Source organism: Terrabacter sp. NPDC080008, from assembly GCF_040702505.1.
Taxonomy (GTDB): Bacteria; Actinomycetota; Actinomycetes; order Actinomycetales; family Dermatophilaceae; genus Terrabacter.
This window is the reverse complement of the sequence record NZ_JBFBLC010000003.1, coordinates 145,425-159,351: the sequence shown is the minus strand read 5'-3', so window position 1 is coordinate 159,351 and position 13,927 is coordinate 145,425. Positions and strand designations below refer to the sequence as shown.

General features: G+C 72.9%; 12 protein-coding genes. 3 read left to right on the top strand and 9 right to left on the bottom strand.

Annotated elements, in window-relative coordinates; translation table 11 throughout:
* Positions 1-15: 15 nt before the first annotated feature.
* Entirely contained in the window at positions 16-1,491 is a 1,476-nt protein-coding gene (locus AB0316_RS10940; RefSeq protein WP_366273041.1) for a hypothetical protein, read from the bottom strand.
* Positions 1,488-2,150: a hypothetical protein gene (locus AB0316_RS10935; RefSeq protein WP_366273040.1), complete on the bottom strand. Its 663-nt coding sequence runs from the start codon at positions 2,148-2,150 to the stop codon at positions 1,488-1,490. Before AB0316_RS10935 ends, AB0316_RS10940 begins: the two co-directional genes overlap by 4 nt.
* A gap of 250 nt (positions 2,151-2,400) precedes the next feature.
* Here AB0316_RS10935 and AB0316_RS10930 point away from each other — a divergent pair, with 250 nt between their 5' ends.
* Complete coding sequence (locus tag AB0316_RS10930; RefSeq protein WP_142184595.1) at positions 2,401-2,628, top strand: helix-turn-helix domain-containing protein; 228 nt, start codon at positions 2,401-2,403, stop codon at positions 2,626-2,628.
* Positions 2,629-2,672: 44 nt separating this feature from the next.
* Here AB0316_RS10930 and AB0316_RS10925 read toward each other — a convergent pair whose 3' ends face one another.
* A complete protein-coding gene (locus tag AB0316_RS10925; RefSeq protein WP_366273039.1) occupies positions 2,673-3,218 on the bottom strand; it encodes a hypothetical protein in 546 nt (181 codons plus the stop codon).
* A gap of 119 nt (positions 3,219-3,337) precedes the next feature.
* On the opposite strand from AB0316_RS10925, the gene AB0316_RS10920 reads away from it, so the two are divergent.
* Positions 3,338-4,354, top strand: a complete 1,017-nt coding sequence (locus tag AB0316_RS10920) for a LysM peptidoglycan-binding domain-containing protein (protein WP_366273038.1) — start codon at positions 3,338-3,340, stop codon at positions 4,352-4,354.
* A complete protein-coding gene (locus AB0316_RS10915) occupies positions 4,351-4,956 on the top strand; it encodes an Rv3235 family protein (RefSeq protein ID WP_366273037.1) in 606 nt (201 codons plus the stop codon). The genes AB0316_RS10920 and AB0316_RS10915 overlap by 4 nt, the downstream gene beginning before the upstream one ends.
* A 139-nt stretch (positions 4,957-5,095) precedes the next feature.
* On the opposite strand, the gene secA is transcribed toward AB0316_RS10915, so the two are convergent.
* The 6 genes from secA to AB0316_RS10885 form a co-directional block, all read right to left on the bottom strand.
* Positions 5,096-7,909 carry a preprotein translocase subunit SecA gene (gene secA, locus AB0316_RS10910; protein ID WP_366273036.1) on the bottom strand — a complete coding sequence of 938 codons (2,814 nt, stop codon included), beginning with the start codon at positions 7,907-7,909 and terminating at the stop codon, positions 5,096-5,098.
* A gap of 178 nt (positions 7,910-8,087) precedes the next feature.
* Complete coding sequence (locus tag AB0316_RS10905) at positions 8,088-9,305, bottom strand: crosslink repair DNA glycosylase YcaQ family protein (RefSeq protein WP_366273035.1); 1,218 nt, start codon at positions 9,303-9,305, stop codon at positions 8,088-8,090.
* A complete protein-coding gene (locus tag AB0316_RS10900) occupies positions 9,302-9,988 on the bottom strand; it encodes a response regulator transcription factor (protein ID WP_366273034.1) in 687 nt (228 codons plus the stop codon). Before AB0316_RS10900 ends, AB0316_RS10905 begins: the two co-directional genes overlap by 4 nt.
* 179 nt (positions 9,989-10,167) lie before the next feature.
* On the bottom strand, positions 10,168-10,818 hold the full coding sequence (gene raiA / locus AB0316_RS10895) for a ribosome-associated translation inhibitor RaiA (protein WP_366273033.1): 651 nt from the start codon (positions 10,816-10,818) through the stop codon (positions 10,168-10,170).
* Positions 10,819-11,103: 285 nt separating this feature from the next.
* Positions 11,104-11,988, bottom strand: a complete 885-nt coding sequence (locus AB0316_RS10890; protein WP_366273032.1) for a phosphoribosyltransferase family protein — start codon at positions 11,986-11,988, stop codon at positions 11,104-11,106.
* Positions 11,989-12,143: 155 nt separating this feature from the next.
* Positions 12,144-13,919: a GerMN domain-containing protein gene (locus AB0316_RS10885; protein WP_366273031.1), complete on the bottom strand. Its 1,776-nt coding sequence runs from the start codon at positions 13,917-13,919 to the stop codon at positions 12,144-12,146.
* Positions 13,920-13,927 lie beyond the last annotated feature (8 nt).

Here is a 13,927-nt window from a genome sequence, read left to right as displayed (position 1 = left end):
GGCCCCCGCCGGGGGTCAGGCCTCCACCGCGGCGGAGGAGCGGCGCCCGAGCCGGGACCCGCGCCGGCGTCGCTCGCGGCGCTGGCGGCGCTCCCCGGAGGCCGTCCACGGCAGCAGTCCGGTGGCGAGGTCGGCGACAGCCCGGCGCACCGGGGAGTCCGGGGCGTGCTCGACGACCGAGCGTCCGGCGAGGAGCGCCCCGTCCAGGGTCGCCGGGTCGTCAGGCACGAAGCGCACCGACCCGAGACCGGCGAAGCGCTGCAGCGAGTCGGCGATGCGGGACTCGGGGCGAGAGCCGACGGCGCTGGAGCGCACCCGGTTGACGACGGCGACCGGGCTGCCCGAGGGCACCGTGCCGAGCTCCTGCAGACCACGGACGAAGCGCTGGAGAGCGACCGGATCGGCGCCGCCCACGGCCACCACGAGGTCGGAGGCGGCAAGCGACGTCAGCGTCGCCTCGTTGCGCCGCGGGGCCACGGTGTCGTAGCTGAGCTCCTCGTCGTCCTCGAGGCAGAAGCCGCAGTCGACGACGACGACGCGCACGAGGGAGCGGCTCAGCTCGAGCACCCGCTCGAGCGTGGCCGCCCGCACCTCGGGCCAGCGCTCTGCCTTCGGCAAACCGGTGAGCACCCGCAGGCCGGGCACCACCTGCGGGGCGATGCGTGAGAGGGCCGGCAGGTCGAGCAGGCCCTGGTCGGCGGCGCGGCAGGCGGCGGCGATCCCGGGAGCCTCGTCGAGCAGCCCGAGGGCCTGGGCGACGCAGCCGCCGTAGGTGTCGGCGTCGACGAGCAGCGTCTGCACGCCCCGACCTGCGAGCTCGGCTGCGAGCGTGGTGGCGACGGTCGTGCGCCCGGGCGCTCCTGTCGGTCCCCACACCGCGATGACCGGTGCGCGCCCCGGCCCACCGTCGCGGGGGCGGTCGGTGCCTGACCCGAGGAGCGCGCCCGCATCGCCGTCGCCGGACCGCGGCTCGCCGTCGGCGGCGACGTGGTCGGACTCGGGCGACCCCGCCGGACGCCAACCGGCTGCGCCGGTGGTGTCGTCGTCGACGGGCTCACCGGCCACGTCCGCGCCCGGGTCACCCGGGCGGGACTCCCCCTCGCCCGTGAGGGGCGCCAGGGCCGCCTCCAGGGCGTCGGTCGTGAACGCGCCCTCCTCGAGCGCCTGCTGCCACCGGTCGGCCGCAGCGTCGACGGGCAACGTCACGCTGATCGTCAGCTGGCGCAGGCGGCGCTCGGCGGCCTCGTCGTCGGCCGGGTGCACCCCCACGACGTGTATGCCGTCGGCCCTGAGCCGGTCGACGACGGCCAGGTCGAGGCCCCGCAGGTCGGAGGAGACCACGGCGGTGTCCCCCACCCCGGCGTCCGCCACCGAGAGCAGCTCCGCGACGTCGGCGCAGCGGCGGGTGACGGAGACGCCGCGCAGTCCCTCGAGGGTGGTCGCGACCCCGGACTCCCACTGGGGGCTCAGGGCCGTCAGGACCTCGCTCACGCGCCACCGCCGGAGACGGCGCCCACCGAGGGCACCAGCGTCACCTTGGCGTCGGCGTCGACCGCCTCGACCAGGGGCTGGACCTTGCTGGACGGCACGTAGATCTGCACGGACGTCGTCGACCCCGAGCTCAGCGCCGCCGAGCTCGTGAGGACCGCCGCCACCGCCGCCGAGTCGAGCACCTTCTTCGTGGCCGGCCGCGAGGCATCGCTCGTCGTCGGCGCCTTCGGCGTGACGAACACGTCGACGCGGCTGCCCTTGGTGAGGCCGTTGGTGGACATCGCGTCGGCACGGACCGTCACCCGCTGGACGTCCACGGCGTCGGGCCCACCGACCGCCGAGACCGGGATCAGCTCCCCGGCCCGCACGTCACGCAGCATGAAGGAGCCGGTCGGGGCGGGTGCGTTCGCGGAGAGGTAGCTGTCCATGCCGTCGGCCAGCCGCACGTCCGCCCGCACGAAGGAGGCCTCCTGGACCGCGTCGCCCGCGACGAGGTTGGCGGCGGCCACCCACATCGGGGTGCGGTCGTCGGCGCTGGCCACAGCCTTGGCGCCGAGCGTCGCGGCGACGAGGATGAGGAGCACGCCGACGACGAGACGGCTGTCGCGCCACGACGGTCGTTGCAGGCGTTTGGCGCTGGGAGTAGCCAGCTCTGTCATGTGGTCCCCTGTGGTCATGCCGGTGATGGGCTGGCGCCGGCCGCTCGGCCGCACGTCGCGGAGCCATCCTGCATCAGGGGCGCCAGAACCGCGCGCCCAGCCGCACAGGTGGGGACAACCCGGCAGGCTGCCCGCCTGGCCTCCTTAGGATGGTCATCATCCCCCGACGGTGGCCCATGGGTCGCTCGACGCCTGCTCGGGGTACGAATGAGGTCGGGCCGTCGCCGACGGCAGCAGACAAGGAGTTCACGTGGCCCAGAGGTTCCTGCAGCTCGCCGAGGTGTCGGAGATCCTCAACATCTCCTCGGCCCAGGCGTACGCCCTGGTGCGCTCGGGTGAGCTGCCCGCCATCAAGATCGGCGGCCGGGGGCAGTGGCGCGTCGAGGCCACCGAGCTGGAGAACTACATCCAGCGGATGTACGCCGAGACCAAGTCGTTCGTGCAGGCCCACCCGTTCGGCGGCGCCGGCGAGGAGTAGCCGGCCGCACCCGGGCCCGGCCACGGGTGCTGCAGGCTCGCGCTTCACAGCCGCCGCACCGAGCCCAACGACCAGAAGGGCACGAGCAGCCGGCCGGTGACGTTGGCGGCACGTCTCGACTCGTCCGCAGCATGCTCCGCGAGCTCCAGGTGGTCGGCCCCGACGACGTCGATCGTGCCGGTGGCCGGACGGCCGTCGAGGTCGGCCACCTCCACGACGGCGCGGTCCCGGCTCAGCGCACGTAGCGCCGCGCCCAGCGCGAACCGCTTCGCCACGACGGAGGCGGTACGAGCGCCCGGACCCAGACCACTCACGGCTCGTACCGCCCCGAGCGCGACCAGCACGGGGCGCTCCGGCGCGGTCTCCAGCAGGGCCCAGTCGGGGCCCACGTCCACGAGCTTCCCGGCGAGGACCCGCCCGGGAAGGCGCAGGGCGACGCCCGCGCTGCCCACGTTGGCGAGCAGTCGGGTGTGCAGATCCAGCAGGGCCCGCTCGCGCCGGGTCCGGTCGGCCACCTCCGAGCTGAGCTCGCGGGCGTCCTCCAGCCCGAGCTGGGCCTCGAGGTCCTCGAACAGGCGGTCCCAGCGCATGAGCACACCCTTGCGGTCCCGGCGTCGACCGGCCAGTCGAACCGGCTCTCGGCGCGAAAATGCATCGCCGAACGCTCTCACTCTTGACCAAACGCAAGCAAACTGCATTGAATGGAGGCATGAACAGGGGAACGAACGCGACACGGATGCCCATCCCGGCTCCCCCGGCACCCGGCCTGCGGCCGCGCCGGACTCGGACCAGCGCGGCGCGGGAGCTGGCCGCGAGCCTGCTCGGCACGGCCGTCGGGGCCACCGCTCTGCTGGTGCTGCTCACGCTCGCGCGGCACGCACCGCCGTTGATCCGCGGGGCTGCACGGGCCGACGACGTGCTGCTCCTGCTGATCATGTGGCTCGGAGCCGGCCTCGCCGGCTGGCTGGCCCTCGGCTCCCTGCTCGCGGCGCTGGCCCTGCTTCCCGGCGCCGCCGGCCGACTGGCCGGACGGCTGGCCGAGCGCGTCACGCCCCTGGCGGTCCGGAGGCTGTTGACCTTCACCCTGGGCGCGGCCGTCGGCTCGTGCGCGCTGCCTTCCGCTCCGATGGCGAACGCGTCCACCGCGTCGGTCGACGCCGGCCGGAACGGTGCAGGTGCGGCCGCGGGGCACGCGGGCGCCGGCCTGCTGCCGGGCTACGCGCCCACCGCTCCCGAGGCGCCTCGGGCGAAGGCCTCCGGTACGCCCGTGGCTGGCGCTCGGGTGGACGACGGCCCGGGGTTCCTGCCGACGCTCGACCGGCCGGGCCCCCGGCGTCTGGATGCCCCGCCGCCGCCCGCGACGTCCGCTCCCGCACCGACGCGCGGCCCCGGCTACCTGCCGTCCGCACCCCCGCCGGTGCACGACGCGGACCGCCCACGCCTGCTGGCCCCGGCACCCCGCGCGGCGACGTCCACCCACGAGCTGGTGACGGTGCGCCGTGGCGACTCTCTCTGGTCGATCGCCGCCCGCCACATGGGCACCGGGGCCACCGATACCGAGGTCGCCCACGAGTGGCCCCGGTGGTATGAAGCCAACCGGGCCGTCATCGGCGACGACCCGGACCTGCTCGTGCCGGGACAGCAGCTCAGGCCGCCCCCGGGCCGGCACGCCGGTCCGGCGGCACCAGGCGTGGTCGGCGCGGCAGCCACGGGAGGCCGGCGATGAGCCCCGCACGCCCGTCAGGCGCCACGGCTGCCACGGCTGCCACGACTGCCACGAAGGCCCCCACATCGGCCGCATCCACGTCGAGCACCACCTGCGTCTCACCGGCCGGCGACACCTTCACGGTCCGGCGCATCCCGCAGACCGCACCGCGCATCATCAGCGCGGACGAGGCGTGGCACGGGGAGCGGCCCTACGCGCAGGACGCCCTCGCCCTCGACTTCTTCGGCGCCCGTGACGACGAGGACTTCGGCCGGCAGCCGACGCGCAGCAGCCTGCTCCCCGACCCGACGGCGTTCGTCGGGCGCGTGGCGCAGGCCGTGGTCGAGATCGTGTCCGGCCAGCGCCCGGCCCCGCAACTGATCCGGCACACCGCCCCGTCGGTCTACTCCGTTCTCGCCCGCCAGGCGATGGTCGCCGGGCGGCGCCGGATCCCCGGGGCCCGACGTCCCGCCGTCGTGCGCCGGGTCCGGATCTGCGAGCCCGCCGACGGCATCGTCGAGGCCTGCGCGGTCGTCGTCTCGCACGGACGGGTCCGGGCGCTGGCGCTGCGGCTCGAGGGCCTCGACGGCCGCTGGCTCGTCACCGCCCTCACCATCGGCTGAGGCCCTTCCCGAGCCGCCAGCCGCCCCGGGTGCCGCGCGGCCACGCTGACGCCGGCGACGGCATACCAAACCTCCACGAACGAACGACGTCCCGGACACCAGCCGGTGTCCGGGACGTGGCTCGTTCGTGCCTTCAGGGTCAGCGGCGCTTGCGCTTGACCTTCTTGCCGCGACGGTCGGCCTTGCGCTCGACCGTCTGCTGTCCCCCGGTCTCGACGGCGCGACCGTCCTCGCCGGGCGCGCTGTAGCGGAGCGCACCGGAACGCTGGCCGTCAGTGTCGAGGTCCACGCCGGAGACGCGGACACCGGTGGCCACCGGCTGGCGGGCCCCGTCGACCTCGGCCTCGGCAGCAGCGCCTGTGGCGTCGTCCGGCACCGGCGCTGCGAGACCGTCGACGAGGTCGCCGACGGACATCGGCGCGGCGCCCACGGCAGCGGCCGCCGGCTCGGGCACCTGCACCTCGACGGAGAACAGGTGCGAGACCGACTCCTCCTTGATGGCCTCCATCATCGCCTCGAAGAGCTGGAAGCCCTCGCGCTGGTACTCGATGAGCGGGTCGCGCTGGGCCATCGCGCGCAGCCCGATGCCCTCCTGCAGGTAGTCCATCTCGTAGAGGTGCTCGCGCCACTTGCGGTCGAGCACCGAGAGGACCACGCGGCGCTCGACCTCGCGCATCGTGTCGGAGCCCAGCGACTCCTCGCGCTGGTCGTACGCGTTGTGCGCGTCGGACATCAGCTGCTCGCGCAGCAGCTCGGCCGTGATGGCCTGCCGCCCGCCGGCCATGTCCTCGACCTCTTCGATGGTGAGCGAGACCGGGTAGACCTGGCGCATCGCGTCCCAGAGCTTCTCGAGGTCCCAGTCGGCGGCGAAGCCCTCACCGGTCGCGGCGTCGACGTAGGAGTTCACGACGTCGTTGACGAACATCCGCAGCTGCTCGTGCAGGTCCTCGCCCATGAGCACGGCGCGACGCTCGTCGTAGATGACCTGGCGCTGGCGGTTCATGACGTCGTCGTACTTGAGGACGTTCTTGCGGATCTCGTAGTTCTGCGCCTCGACCGAGCCCTGGGCCTTCTGGATCGAGTTCGTCACCATCTTGGACTCGATCGGCACGTTGTCCTCCATGCCGGCCGTCTGCATGAAGCGATCGACGAGGCCCGCGTTGAACAGGCGCATGAGGTCGTCGTTGAGCGAGAGGTAGAAGCGTGACTCGCCGGGGTCGCCCTGACGGCCGGAACGGCCGCGCAGCTGGTTGTCGATGCGGCGCGACTCGTGGCGCTCGGTGCCGAGGACGTAGAGCCCGCCGAGGGCGGTGACCTCCTCGTGCTCGGCCGCGACCTCCTGCTCGGCCTTGGCGAGGGCCTCGTCCCAGGCGGCTTCGTACTCCTCCGGGGTCTCGTGCGGGTCGAGACCGCGCTTCTTCAGCTCGGCCACGGCGCGGAACTCGGAGTTGCCGCCGAGCATGATGTCGGTGCCTCGACCGGCCATGTTGGTCGCGACGGTCACGGCGCCCTTGCGGCCGGCCTCGGCGACGATCGCGGCCTCGCGCTCGTGCTGCTTGGCGTTGAGCACCTCGTGCTTGATGCCGCGCTTCTTCAGCTGCTGCGAGAGGTACTCGCTCTTCTCGACGGACACCGTGCCGACGAGCACGGGCTGGCCGACGGCGTGCTTCTCGGCGATGTCGTCGACGACGGCGTCGAACTTGGCGATCTCGGTGCGGTAGACGAGGTCCGGCTGGTCCTTGCGGATCATCGGGCGGTTCGTCGGGATCGGGATGACACCGAGCTTGTAGATCGAGTTCAGCTCGGCCGCCTCGGTCTGGGCGGTGCCCGTCATGCCGGAGAGCTTGTCGTACATGCGGAAGTAGTTCTGCAGGGTGATCGTGGCGAGCGTCTGGTTCTCGTTCTTGATCTCGACGCCCTCCTTCGCCTCGATCGCCTGGTGCATGCCCTCGTTGTAGCGGCGGCCCGGGAGCATGCGGCCGGTGTGCTCGTCGACGATGAGGATCTCGCCGTTCATGACGACGTAGTCCTTGTCCTTCTTGAACAGCTCCTTGGCCTTGATGGCGTTGTTGAGGTAGCCGATCAGCGGGGTGTTGACCGTGTCGTAGAGGTTGTCGATGCCGAGGAGGTCCTCGACGCGGGCGATGCCCGACTCGAGCACGCCGACGGTGCGCTTCTTCTCGTCGACCTCGTAGTCGCCGCGGCCGTCTTCGCCGCGGTTCAGGCGGGCGACGATGCGCGCGAACTCGACGTACCACTTCGTCGCGAGGTCGGCCGGGCCGGAGATGATGAGCGGCGTGCGGGCCTCGTCGATGAGGATCGAGTCGACCTCGTCGACGATGCAGAAGTTGTGGCCGCGCTGGACCAGCTCCGAGGGGTCCCAGGCCATGTTGTCGCGCAAGTAGTCGAAGCCGAACTCGTTGTTGGTGCCGTAGGTGATGTCCTTGGCGTACTCGGCCCGGCGCTGCTCGGGGTTCATCGAGGACAGGATGCAGCCGGTCTCCATGCCGAGCGCCCGGTGCACGCGGCCCATCAGCTCGGACTGGTACTCGGCGAGGAAGTCGTTGACCGTGATGACGTGCACGCCCTTGCCCGAGAGTGCGTTGAGGTAGCTCGGGAGCGTGGCGACGAGGGTCTTGCCCTCACCGGTCTTCATCTCGGCCACGTTGCCCATGTGCAGGGCGGCCCCGCCCATGAGCTGCACGTCGAAGTGCCGCTTGCCCAGGGTCCGCTTGCTCGCCTCGCGGACCGCCGCGAAGGCCTCCGGCAGCAGCATGTCGAGGGTCTCACCGTTGTCGAGCCGCTCGCGGAAGCCCTTGGTCTCCTCGCGCAGCTCCTCGTCGGTGAGCTTCTCGAAGTCGGCCTCGAGGGCGTTGACCTGCTTGGCGATGCCCTGGAGCTTCTTCAGGGTCCGGCCTTCGCCGGCGCGAAGCAGCTTCTCGATGACGGCCATCTGGTGATCTCACTCCCGACTGAACGTGTGGACGCGCCCGGTGGGCGGGCTCCATCGCCCGTGAGACGTCACGGGACCCGCCTAGGCTAGCCGCCTTCCGGACACAACGACCAACGCATCGGTGAGCGGCCCTGTTCCAGCATGACCCGAGGACGTATGCCGTGTCGCCCCCTCCCGCTCAACGGGCCGCCGGCTCGTGCGGGGCGTCGACGGCGTCGAGGCCCAGCCAGGCGGCCATCGTCTCGAGGTTGCGCAGCAGCGCGGGGCGCGCCTCGGCCGGCGCCCCGGGCTCCCACGTGACGCGGTGGCAGCGCAGCACGCCGGCGGCGCGGTCGGCCTTGAGGTCGCAGCGGGCCACGAGCGCGTCACCGAACAGGAAGGGCAGCACGTAGTAGCCGTGCACGCGCTTGTGTGCCGGGGTGTAGATCTCGATCCGGTAGTGGAAGTCCCACAGGGCGTGGATGCGCTCACGCGTCCAGACCAGGGAGTCGAAGGGGCTCAGCAGCGCCTCGGCGTGCACGCGGCGCGGCAGCCGGGCCTGCGCGTGCAGCCACGCCGGCCGCCAGCCGGGCACGGTAACGGGGACCAGCTCGCCGTCGGCGACGAGCCGGGCGATGGCGGGGCGGGCCTCCTCGCGGCGGATGCGGAAGTAGTCGGCCAGGCACACCTCGGTCGCGACCCCGTGGGCGCGAGCGGCGATGCGCACCAGCTCGACGTAGCGGTCGGCATCGGCCTCGGCGCCGGGGCGGTGGGTCCACGCCGCTCGCTGCGCCGGGGGCGCGGTGGTCGTCAGGGCGGCATACCGGCGCTCGAACTGGCTCGTGCGACCGGCCGAGCTGATCTGCCCGGCCCAGAAAAGGTACTCGAGCGCCTGCTTGACGTCGGACCAGTTCCAGCCCCAGTGATCGGTGCGGCGGGGCTGGTCGTGCGCGAGCGCCACCTCGACCTCGCGCGCGGTCAGCGGGCCTCGCGCCTCGACCTCGGCCCGCACGATCTGCACGTAGTCGGGTCGCTCCTGCAGGATGCGACGCATCCCACCCCACGCCTTCTCGGCGGCGGCCCGCATGCGGAAGTCGAGCAGCGGCCACGTGGACGGCGGGACGAGGCTCGCCTCGTGGGCCCAGTACTCGACCACACGCCGGGGCGCCCGGTCACGGGCGCGGTCCAGCAGCGCGGTGTCGTAGGGCCCGAGGCGCGAGAAGAACGGGAGGTACTGGCTGCGCGTCAGCACGTTGACGCTGTCGATCTGCACGACCCCGACCCGGTCGACGACGCGCTGCACGTGCCGCATGGTGGCGGTGAACGGCTCCGGCCTCGCGTCGAGGAAGCCCTGGGCCGCGAGCGCCACCCGGCGCGCCTGGCCGCGCGTCAGGGTCCGGGCCGGCTGGCCGGTCACTCGCCGGGGTCGATCAGGCGCTGGCGCACCGCATACATCGCCGCTTCCATCCGCGAGTGCATCTGCAGCTTGTCGAGGATGTTGCGGATGTGGTTGCGCACGGTGTTCTCGGAGATGAACAGCTCGCCCGCGATCTCACGGTTGAGGCGGCCGCGGGCGACGAGCTTGAGGATCTCGAGCTCGCGGTCGGTCAGGCGCGGCAGCTCGAGCCCCGACATCGGGGCCGGCGCCGGTTCGCGCTGGCTGATCTGCTTGAACTCCTCGAGCAGCTTGGAGGCCATCAGCGGCGAGAGGAGCGACTGCCCGTGGAAGACGCTGCGGATGCCGGCCGCGACCTCCTCGGGCGGCACGTCCTTGAGCAGGTAGCCGTTGGCGCCGGCCCGGACCGCCTCGAAGAGGTTGGCCTCGTCGTCGGAGCTGGTCAGCATGAGGATCCGCGCGGACGGGACGCGCTGCTTGATGACGCGGCACGCGTCGATGCCCCCGCGCTTGGGCATGCCGACGTCCATGACGATGACGTCGGGGAGGGTCTCCTCCGCCTGGTCGACGGCCTCCACCCCGTCGGCGGCCTCGCCCACGACCTCGATGCCGTCCTCGACCGCGAGGACGGTCTGCAGGCCGCGGCGGTAGAGGGCGTGGTCGTCGACGATGAGGACCCGGATGACGTCGGGTGGCAGGTTCACGTCCCCATCTTGGCGCAGAGCACCGACCGAACGGCCGCACCCCGGCGCCGGCGCGCGTCCCGAAGCTTGCCGTGCCGGTCGCCCGGGAGGCACTCGGGGCGCTCCTCCGGTTGAGGAGCGCCCCGAGCGGGCGCTGTCGATGCGCGGTCGACCGTGGGCGGCCCGACCCGCGCGGGGCGTCAGCCGATGGCGGCCACCGGTGCGTCGGCCTCGGTCTCGAGGTGCAGCACGCCGTAGCTCCAGCCACGGCGCCGGTAGACCACGCTCGGCCGGTCGGTGTCGCTGTCGTGGAAGAGGAAGAAGTCGTGACCGACGAGCTCCATCTGGTTCACGGCCTCCTCCAGGGTCATGGGCGCGGCGGTGTGGATCTTCTCGCGGACCTCGATCGGCGAGTTGCCGAGGGCGCCGAAGCGGTCGAGGTCGTCGACCTGCCCGTTGGCGCTCTCGAGCGGCTCCTGCTCACCGAGGGAGGCCCCTCCGGACGCGTCGGCTCGCGCTGTCGCCCGTGCGACGGACTCCGGGATTCGTCGTCCGCGGCTCACCCGCCGCTTGTCGTGCACCCGCCTCAGTCGCTCCATGAGCTTGTCCACGGCCGCGTCGAGAGCGGCGAACTTGTCGTCGAGACAAGCCTCCGCCCGAATGACGGGGCCCTTCGCGTGGCACGTGATCTCGACCTTCTCGGAGCCGCGGGCGACGCGTTCGTGCGTGACGACGACGTCGATGCGGTGCACCTTGGGGGCGAGGGCGGGCACCTTGGCCAGCCGCTCGTCGAGCTGCTCACGGAATCGGTCGGGGATCTGGACGTGGCGTCCAGTGACGACGATCTCCACAGTTCCTCCTTGATCGCGCACGTCTTCTTCGTGCGGGGGCAGTGAGAGTGGTTCAGGGCTCTGGTCACCTTGGACAGGCCCACCGGTGAAACAGCACCACCCCTTCCCGTCGATCGCGTCCCGGGGCGGCCGGCGACCGCTACCCCGAGGCGGGGGTTCATACCTCGACCCTAGTGGGGCGGCGAGGACTCCGGTAGCCGTCCCCCGCCGACACACAGGGCTTCGCGTGGGCGTTACCCCGCCGGCCCAGGCGCCGCTCGCAAGCCGGCGTTCCCCCGGTGACGATCACCCCCTCGTGCGCTGCGTCGCCGCCATGGAAGCACCCACGATCTCGTGGGCGCCGGCGGCCCAGAGGGCCCGCGACGCCTCGGCCAGCGTGGCGCCCGTCGTGACGACGTCGTCGACCAGTAGGCAGCGACGCCCGCGGATCACGTTGCTCCACAATGGATCGACATCGAGTGCGCCGCCGAGGTTGCCGCGGCGCTCGGCGGTGCCCAGGCCCGACTGGTCCTCCACACGGCGCACGTGCCGCAGGGCCGGGGCCACGCGCAGCACCGGGCCGGGTCCAGCGGGCAGGGCTGCCACGGCCGCCTCGCACAGCCGGACCATGGGCGTGTCGCCGCGCTGGCGCACCGAGCGCCGTGACGAGGGCGCCGGCACGACGACTGCAACGCCCTCATGCCAGCCCGACCCGGTCAGCGCCCCGTGCAGCGCCTCGGCGAGGAGCGGCACCAGCACGGCGAGGAGGTCGCGCCGTCCGGCGTCCTTCCAGGCCGACACGACGGCCCGCAGCGGGTCGGCGTAGACGCCCCACGCATACACCGGTGGCATGTCCGTGGGCGCCGGGTGCGGTACCACCCACGGGCCTCCACCCCCGGCCCCTGCCGGCTCCGCCCTCGCGGAGCACCCGCTACCCGCACGGGACGCCAGGCCGAGGGCGGACGCGCCGAAGGCGGACGCGCCGAAGGCGGGCGCGCCGAGGGCGGGGGCGACGAACGCGAGCTGTCCGAGGGCCCGTTCGCACCGCAGGCACCAGTCCGAACCGGGGCGCAGGCAGCCGCCGCACTCGCGGGGCAGCACGAGGTCGGCCAGCTCGGACGAGCGCAGCCGCGCCACCAGACCCGACGCGCCCTTGGGCCGTGCTGCCTGCGCACCGTCCCTGGAACCCACGGGGCCCAGCACACCTCAGCCGGCGCCCGCAGGTCGAGGTCCGGAGCCGCCCTGTGGAGAACCGCTCCGACGGCGCAGACGTGTGGACACCGGCACGTCACGCGGCAGAGGCACGGCCGGCGGCGGAAGGGCGCCTTGCTCGGATAAGGTCCGGCTCAGCCGCCGGGGACGAGCAGGTCGCTGCCCCGCTCGATGAGCGGCCAGTTCGAGCCGGCCCTCGCGAGCACGCGCTTGTCGCTGGTGACGAGCAGGAGCCCACGCGGCCCCCCGACGGTCGTGATGGCGACGGCGCCCGGCACCGCGCCGAGGCGACCGACGCCCGGTCGGGTCCCGTCGACGCCGGCGCCGACCGTCGCCAGCCACGGCCGCATCGGGTCGCCCGCGCCCACCTGTCCGAGCAGCGCGAAGCTGAAGGCGTCGATCCAGGTGACCGCCTGGATCCGGGTCAGCGACTGCGCCTGCTGCAGCGGCTGGGACAGGGACTGCGGCTCGCCGTTGGTGGCCCGCACGATCCCGCAGAGGTCGAGCCGGTCGTCCCGGCCGTTCGTGTCGGTGTTCAGGACCAGCACTCGCGCGCCGTCCGGCGACACCGACAGCGCCTTGACCCGACGACCGCCCAGCCACGGCACGCTCACCGGCTTGGGCGCCGAGGCGGGGTCGCTGGAGACGGCGTCCAGCGCGAACACCCGACCACGCCCCGCGGCGTCACGACCGCCGACCCAGAGGTAGCCGTTGGTGTCGTAGACCGGGCGGGTCAGCGACGAGGCGAAGGAGGAGAACCGTCGGGGCTGGTCGGTGCTGCGCCAGACCGACAGCAGGGTCCGGTCCGTCGACACCCCGGCGACCTGCTTGCCGTCGTCGGACAGGGCGAGGTCGACCCACGAGTCGGGGATCTGCGCGACGTCGCCGCCCTTGGGCTTCAGGTCCGGGCGCTTGGCGGGCTGGATGTCCGGCACGTAGCGCGGGTCGATGCGGCGCAGGGTGTCGCCGCTGCGCAGCAGGGCCGTGTCCGAGAAGGCTCGCTGGACGACGTCGTAGCCGAGATCTGCCGCAGAGGCCACCGAGGTGATGCCTCCGGGCAGCTCGAGCGGCGTGTTGTCCACGGCCAGGGAGACCGAACCCACCGACGAGACCTGGCTCAGCGTCTTGGTCAGCTGGGCCCACATGGCAGCGCGGGCGGCCGGGTCTGCAGACAGTGCCTCGCTGCTGAGGTTGACCTGGGCCTTGCCGCTCGCGACCGGCACGGCGTTGACCGCCAGGCGGGTGCCCGCGGGCACGCCGGTGGTGACGGCTCCGCTCAGGTAGTCGGGTACCGCGCTCAGCTGCGCGCGCGCCAGGGTCGTGGCGAGGCGGGTGCCGATGGGGAACCACCGCGAGTCGGGCACGAGGTCTCGGCCGCCGCGGCTGACGTAGTAGACGAAGCGGTTGGTGTAGACGCGGTTGAACTGGTCGATGTCGAGCCACAGCCCGAACCCCTCCGGCGGCAGCTCGAGCCGCCACTCGCCCCCGACCTTGGTCAGCCCGAAGGTGACCGTCTCTCGCGCGCCGGGGGGCTGTTCGAGATAGCGGCCATCGGGTGTGAGCCGCGCGAGGACGGACGCGCTGACCTCGATCGTGTCCGCGTCGATGCGGCGCAGGGTGACGTCGCCGTCGTAGACCACGACGTCCTCGCTCGACCAGCGCCACAGGTCGAGCGACTGGGGAGCGAGGAACATCTGGCCGGTCGCATGCGTCTCGTCGGTGTCCTCCCCCGCCCGCAGGAACCCGCGGACGATCGCCTCCTGGCTCGCTCCGTCGAGTGGGCCCACGGCCACGACGCGCACCGGTTCGTTCAGCACCTCACCGAGGGCCCGGCCGTCGACCACGGGCCCGCTGCTGGGCAGGCCCCCGCAGCCGGCGAGGAGCAGGCAGGCCGCGACGAGCAGGCCCACGAGCCAGC